The 6,800-nt window shown below is 69.2% G+C and carries 6 protein-coding genes and 2 pseudogenes; 2 read left to right on the forward strand and 6 right to left on the reverse strand.

The genetic code is table 11. From position 1 onward, the window contains the following. The first annotated feature begins 97 nt into the window (after positions 1-97). On the forward strand, positions 98-997 hold the full coding sequence (locus ACNFOC_RS48465; protein ID WP_416965388.1) for a LysR family transcriptional regulator: 900 nt from the start codon (positions 98-100) through the stop codon (positions 995-997). Here the strand turns inward: ACNFOC_RS48465 and ACNFOC_RS48470 are convergent. After that, positions 981-2,150: a steroid 3-ketoacyl-CoA thiolase gene (locus tag ACNFOC_RS48470; protein ID WP_033281846.1), complete on the reverse strand. Its 1,170-nt coding sequence runs from the start codon at positions 2,148-2,150 to the stop codon at positions 981-983. The two genes, ACNFOC_RS48465 and ACNFOC_RS48470, sit on opposite strands and share 17 nt — an antisense overlap. Before the next feature lie 251 nt (positions 2,151-2,401). Here ACNFOC_RS48470 and ACNFOC_RS48475 point away from each other — a divergent pair, with 251 nt between their 5' ends. Beyond that, entirely contained in the window at positions 2,402-3,637 is a 1,236-nt protein-coding gene (locus tag ACNFOC_RS48475; RefSeq protein WP_416965389.1) for a cytochrome P450, read from the forward strand. A gap of 86 nt (positions 3,638-3,723) precedes the next feature. Here the strand turns inward: ACNFOC_RS48475 and ACNFOC_RS48480 are convergent, their stop codons facing one another. The 5 genes and pseudogenes from ACNFOC_RS48480 to ACNFOC_RS48500 all read right to left on the reverse strand — a co-directional run. Beyond that, complete coding sequence (locus tag ACNFOC_RS48480; RefSeq protein ID WP_416965390.1) at positions 3,724-4,308, reverse strand: TerD family protein; 585 nt, start codon at positions 4,306-4,308, stop codon at positions 3,724-3,726. Between the two features lie 67 nt (positions 4,309-4,375). Next, positions 4,376-5,077, reverse strand: coding sequence for a YoaK family protein (locus tag ACNFOC_RS48485; RefSeq protein ID WP_416965391.1), 702 nt, complete (start codon positions 5,075-5,077; stop codon positions 4,376-4,378). A gap of 71 nt (positions 5,078-5,148) precedes the next feature. Next, entirely contained in the window at positions 5,149-5,565 is a 417-nt protein-coding gene (locus ACNFOC_RS48490; RefSeq protein WP_329248674.1) for an aggregation-promoting factor C-terminal-like domain-containing protein, read from the reverse strand. 339 nt (positions 5,566-5,904) lie between these two features. Next, positions 5,905-6,699: pseudogene (locus ACNFOC_RS48495) on the reverse strand (ECF transporter S component); the annotation flags it as partial. Position 6,700: 1 nt separating this feature from the next. After that, a pseudogene (locus ACNFOC_RS48500) lies at positions 6,701-6,800 on the reverse strand (DNA-binding response regulator); the annotation flags it as partial.

Here is a 6,800-nt window from a genome sequence, read left to right on the forward strand (position 1 = left end):
ACCTGCGCACCCCCGGCCCCGCCCGTCCAAGACCGACTCCGGAAGACGTGATTCACTTCCGGTATCACCGCAGCTCGTGCCGTCGTACAGTCGAGGTATGACTGACCTGGACCTGCGCCTGGTGCGCTGTTTCACCGTCGTCGCCGAGGAACTGCACTTCGGCCGGGCGGCGGCCGTGCTCCATCTCGCGCAGCCGTCGCTGAGCCGTCATGTGCGGCGGCTTGAGGGGGAGTTGGGGGTGCGGCTCTTCGACCGGACCACCCAGGGCACCCAACTCACCGAAGCGGGGGCCGCGTTCCTGCCCCGGGCCGAGGCGCTGCTGCGGTCGGCGGCGGAGGCGACCGCCGTGGCGCGGGCGGCCGGGACGCCGAGTCGGATCGTCATCGGGTACATGACCGGGCTCATCGTCACCCCGGCGGTGCGCGCCCTGCGCGCACGCCACCCGGACGCCGATGTGCACCACTCCTTTCTCGGCTGGGGCGAGATGCCGGCCGCCCTGCTGGAGCACCGGGTGGATGTGGTGGTGGGCCGATTCCCGTTCGCCACCGAGGGGTTGACCGTGACGGTCCTCTTCGAGGAGCCCAGGGTGCTGCTGATGCCGGTCGGCCATCGGCTGGCCGGCAAGGAGTACGTCACCCTCGACGACATCGCGGACGAGCCCGTACCCCGTTTCCCCGACCCGGAGTTCAACACGTTCTGGCGCGTCGACCCCCGCCCGGACGGCCGGCGGGTGCCGGACGGTCCGCTGGTCGAGAATCTGGAGGACAAGCTCGAAGTCATCGCCGCCGGTGAGGCGGTCGCGCTCGTTCCGGTGGGCGCCGTCCGGAAGGGCCTGCGGGACGATCTGACCACGGTCCCGCTGGAGGGCGTGGGCCCCATCCCGGTCGTCCTGGCCACCCGCGCAGGCGAGGAGAACCGCCGACTGCTCGCGGCGTTCCGCGCCTGCGCCGAGGATCACCTGACCCCCGCCGACTGGTCGGCTACAGACGCTGAATGATCGTCCCGGTCGCCAGCGCCCCGCCCGCGCACATCGTGATCAGCGCGAACTCCTTGTCGGAGCGCTCCAGTTCATGAAGAGCCGTGGTGATCAGCCGTGCGCCCGTCGCCCCCACCGGGTGGCCGAGGGCGATCGCACCGCCGTTCACGTTGACCTTCTCCAGGTCCTGTTCGAAGACCTGCGCCCAGCTCAACACCACGGACGCGAAAGCCTCGTTGATCTCGACGATGTCGATGTCCTTGAGCGTCATGCCCGCCTTGCCGAGCACGGCCCGCGTCGCGTCGATCGGCCCGTCGAGGTGGAAGTGCGGATCCGATCCAACCAGCGCCTGAGCCACTATCCGCGCCCGGGGCCGCAGCTTCAGCGCCCGCGCCATCCGCTTCGACGCCCACATGATCGCGGACGCTCCGTCGCTGATCTGCGAGGAGTTGCCCGCCGTGTGCACGGCGGTCGGCATCACCGGCTTCAGCCTCGCCAGCGCCTCCATCGACGTGTCGCGCAGGCCCTCGTCGCGGTCGACGAGCCGCCACATGCCGTGGCCCGCACGCTGTTCGTCCTCCGTCGTCGGTACCTGGACGGCGAACGTCTCCTTCTTGAAGCGTTCCTCGGACCAGGCGATGGCCGCCCGCTCCTGCGAGATCAGGCCGAGCGAGTCGACGTTCTCGCGGGTCAACTGCCGGTTGCGGGCGATGCGTTCGGCGGCCTCGAACTGGTTGGGCAGGTCCACGTTCCACTCGTCCGGGAACGGCTTCCCGGGTCCGTGCTTCGACCCCGACCCCAGCGGCACCCGTGACATCGCCTCGACGCCGCAACTGATGCCGACGTCGATGACGCCCGCCGCGATCATGTTGGCGGTCATGTGCGAGGCCTGCTGCGAGGAGCCGCACTGACAGTCGACCGTCGTGGCCGCCGTCTCGTACGGCAGGCCCATGGCCAGCCAGGCGTTGCGCGCGGGGTTCATGGACTGTTCGCCGGCGTGGGTCACCGTGCCGCCGACGACCTGCTCGACGCAGTCGGCGTGAATGCCGGTGCGGCCGAGGAGTTCACGGTAGGTCTCGCCCAGGAGATAGGCGGGATGCAGATTGGCGAGCGCTCCGCCGCGCCTGCCGATGGGGGTGCGTACGGCTTCCACGATGACGGGTTCCGCGACCATGGGACACGTCCTCTCCTCGTACACCGCGCGGCGCGGGCGTCCCGGCCACCCGCCACGCAAACTAGTACGCGTTCTAGTTCTGTGTGCAGTCTGCTGACAGGCCGTCCACAACCGCAAGGGTCGTGCAGGGAATTCGGGTGGCCGTGCCTCTTGCGACTTGTAGAACCCGTTATTACCTTCACGGGCGTCCTACGTTCCTGATGGACCGTCAGAATCCATCGGAAGCCATCGGTACTCAGCCGGAGTCACTCATGCCCTGTCCAGCTCTCCCCGACGGGTTCGACTTCACCGACCCGGACCTGCTCCACCACCGCGTCCCGCTACCGGAGTTCGCCGAACTGCGCGCGGCCGAGCCGGTGCGCTGGATACCGCAGCCCCTCAACATCGCGGGGTTCCAGGACGAGGGCTACTGGGCTGTGACCCGGCACGCCGACGTCCGGTACGTCTCGACGCACCCGGAGATCTTCTCCTCGACCCTCAACACGGCGATCATCCGCTTCGGCGAGCACATGGACCGCGCCTCGATCGACGCCCAGCGGCTGATCCTGCTCAACATGGACCCGCCCGAGCACACCCGCGTCCGCCAGATCGTCCAACGCGGCTTCACCCCGAGGGCGATCCGCGCGCTGGAGGACCGCCTGCGCGACCGGGCCCACGCGATCGTGGCGGGCGCCCGCGCCCACTCCGGCCCCTTCGACTTCGTCACCGAGGTCGCCTGCGAACTGCCCCTCCAGGCCATCGCCGAACTCATCGGCATCCCGCAGGACGACCGCGTCAAGATCTTCGAGTGGTCCAACAAGATGATCGCGTACGACGATCCCGAGTACGCCATCACGGAGCAGGTCGGTGCCGAGTCCGCCGCCGAACTCATCGCCTACGCCATGGGCATGGCCGCCGAGCGCAAGCAGTGCCCGGCCCACGACATCGTCAGCACGCTGGTCGCCGCCGAGGACGAAGGCAACCTGAACTCCGACGAGTTCGGCTTCTTCGTGCTGATGCTGTCGGTTGCCGGCAACGAGACGACCCGCAACGCAATCACCCACGGCATGCACGCGTTCCTCACCCACCCCGAGCAGTGGGAGCTGTACAAGGAGGAGCGCCCGTCGACTGCGGCCGAGGAGATCGTCCGCTGGGCGACTCCGGTCAACGCCTTCCAGCGCACGGCGACCCAGGACACCGAGCTGGGCGGCAAGTCGATCAAGAAGGGCGACCGGGTCGGCATCTTCTACGCCTCCGCCAACCACGACCCCGAAGTCTTCGAGAACCCGGACGTCTTCGACGTGATGCGCGATCCGAATCCGCACCTGGGCTTCGGCGGCGGGGGCCCGCACTACTGCCTCGGCAAGTCCCTCGCGGTCCTCGAAATCGACCTGATCTTCAACGCGATCGCGGACGCGATGCCGAACCTGACGCTGACGGGCGACCCGCGTCGGCTGCGCTCGGCATGGATCAACGGGGTCAAAGAGCTTCAGGTGACCGCCGGTTGAGGTGACCCCGGTCGACCTCACAGCTCGGGCCGGCGGCATCCCGGCGCCGCCGGCCCGTCCTCTGCTCAATTCCGCAAGGCGACTGCTTACTTCCGTACGGCGAACTTCATGAGTTCCTTCTCGTCCCCCTGCTTGATCTTTCCGGTCTCGTTGATGACCAGGAGCTTCCAACTGCCGCCCTCCCGAACGGCCTTGGCGACCGCGCAGCCGTTGTCGGAGCTGAGCAGGTTCGGCCAGATCTCGGCGACCTGCTGGGTGCTGCCGCCGCTCGCGTCGTAGACCTTGAAGGCGATGTTCCGCGCCTTCTGGAAGGAACTGCCCTTCTTGTAAGCGGCGGCGATGAAGACTATCGACGTGATGGCGGCCGGAATCTTGGCGAGGTCGACGGTCACCGTCTCGTCGTCGCCCTCGCCCTTGCCGGTCTGGTTGTCCCCGCTGTGCAGCAACGCGCCGTTGCCCAGCGGGTCCAGGGAGTCGAGCCCCGCGAGCCGTACGGGTTCCGCGCCCTGCAACGCGATGGCGATGAGGTCGAGGTCCGTACCGGCCTTCTGGCGCAGCTTCCCGATGATGCCGCCGCTGCTGCCGACGGTGGGGTCCCAGGACGCCCCGATCTCCAGATGGGTCACTCCGTCCAGATCCGCCGGACCGTCTTCCTTCGTGAGCGTGATCATGTGTGATCGATCCTCTTGATCGTGGGACTAAGACGCACGAATTCTGCCTTCTTGGCCAGGCTTTGGGCTACTCCCGTCCGGATGCCGTCACCGCGAACACGCCCGCGGCCAGCGCGGCGATCAGCAGCGGGATGCCCAGGCCGTGGTGCACGGTCAGCCACGCGCCGAGGAACGCGCCGACCAGCATCGCGATCACCGAGGCCGTACGGCGGGGCGAGCGGTGCCCCGAGCCGCCGCCGATCCGGGAGTCGGAGGCGAGGCCGGTGAGGGTCATGGTCAGGACCGTGGTCGTCAGATCGGGGATGCCCAGCTTGCGCACGGTCGCGTTGCGCAGGCCCATCGCGAAGCCCGTCACCGCGATCAGGGTGTACGTCGTCCCGGTCGCGCCCGGCGCCGCGAAGGCGACCACCGCGGACGCGCCGACCAGCAGCGCCTCCGCGCCGAGCGTGGCCCGTGCCCAGGTCCGGCGGGAGCCGCCGCCCATCCGTACCGCGATCCGGCCCCCGGCCACCGCGCCCACGACGAAGGCCCCGAGGGAGGTGAGGGTGTGCGACACCGAGAAGCCGGGTGCTCCGGCGGCGGCGAAGCCGAGGACGACCACGTTGCCGGTCATGTTCGCGGTGAAGACATGGCCGAGGCCCAGATAACTCACCGCGTCGATCAGCCCGCTGACCACGGTCAACCCCAGTAGTACGGCCACCAACCGGATCCCGCGCGCCTCACGGTCGTAGGACTTGGGCTGTGTGTCGTGGTCCGTGTTCTGGTCCATGAACGCAATGTAGCGGCGGCCCCCGGGATGCCGGGGACCGCCGCTGTGTAGTGCGTGTGTGGGGCCGGTGATCAGTACCAGCCGTTGGACTGCCAGAAGCTCCAGGCGGCGGTGGGGCTGCCGTAGCGGGAGTTCATGTAGTCCAGGCCCCACTTGATCTGCGTGGCGGCGTTGGTCTTCCAGTCGGAGCCGGCCGAGGCCATCTTCGAGCCCGGGAGGGCCTGGACCAGGCCGTAGGCGCCGGAGGAGGAGTTCGTGGCGGTGACGTTCCAGCCGCTCTCGTGCTCGACGATCTTGCTGAACGCGTTGTACTGCGCGGCGCTCGGGATCATCTTGTGCGCGATCGACTGAGCGGAGGAGGCGGAGGTCGTCGCGGCCTGGGCGGGAGCCGAGGTCAGCACGAGACCGGTGGTGGCGGCGGCCAGAGCGGCGGCGGTCAGGGCCTTCTTCGGGGAGGCGATGCGAGCGACGATGCGGGAGACGGACACGGAGAACCTGTTTCTTCGGGGACAGAGGCGTCGTACGCCTGCCGGTGTCACGCGGTGCGCGGCGGTGGCAATGCGTCGGCGCCGAGGCCCGTGAGGACTCGTCGGCGCCGTGCGACTGCTCCAGAGAAGCACTCTCGATCCGCGTCCGCAAAGACCCCTTTTACTAGTTGTGGTCGCATGTGGGTGAAAGGTGAACTGTGTGACGTGGCTCTCAAGCCCCAGGTCAGAGGGTGTTTGGGTCGCGTACATGTCACGCCTAAACACTACTAATCCAAGTAGTTCGTGACATGGGTCATGTGGGGTGCTTCACCACCTCTGTGACGGTCGGCGCACGGCGCCTCACACAGGGGGTCCGTCGAACGTGACCGGCGTCTCGAACGCGGCCCGTCGCGTGGCCCGGCGCAGCGCCTTGAGGAGCGCGGGCCCGAGGGTGAGCGTGAGTACGACGGTCACCAGGGCGCGGCCGAGGTCCCACCCCAGGGAGGTCGCCAGGCAGTAGGCGACGAAACGGGCCAGGTTCGCGGGCACCGCGGCCCGCGGGTCGAAGGCCACGGACGAGGCGAGCGCCCCCATGAAGGGCCACCCGGCCAGGTTCATCGCGGTGCCATAGGCGAAGGCGGCGAGGAAGCCGTAGCCGGCGAGCACCACGACTTCGCCACGGCCGCGCAGCCGCTCCCCGCCCGGCAGCAGGCCCGCGCCCATCGTGAACCAGCCCATCGCCAGCATCTGGAACGGCATCCACGGGCCGACCCCGCCGGTGAGCAGCGCCGACGCGAACATCGTGACGTTGCCCAGCACGAACCCGAAGCCGGGTCCCAGGACGCGCCCGCTGAGCACCATGAGGAAGAACATCGGCTCGATACCGGCGGTACCGGCGCCGATGGGCCGCAGGGCGGCGCCGGTCGCGGCGAGCACACCGAGCATGGCGACGGCCTTCGGGCCGAGCCCGGACTCCGAGATCGCCGCGGCCGAGACGGCGACCAGCAGCACGAGCAGGCCCGCGAACAGCCAGGGGGCGTCCTGGGAGTGCGCGGCGACCTGCGAGCTGGGCGGGGCGAGGAAGGGCCAGGTGAAGGCGGCGACACCGGTGACGGTGACGAGGGCGAGGGCGGCGGTGGAACGCGGAGTCCGGCGACGGCTGCGGCTCGGGCTCCGACAGGCGCTCCAGCAACCGCCGTTGGATGCTCGGCGACAGCCCCGCGTCCCCCGACAGCACGCTCTTCACGGCCCGTACG

Source organism: Streptomyces colwelliae (genome assembly GCF_048158785.1).
Classification (GTDB): Bacteria; Actinomycetota; Actinomycetes; order Streptomycetales; family Streptomycetaceae; genus Streptomyces.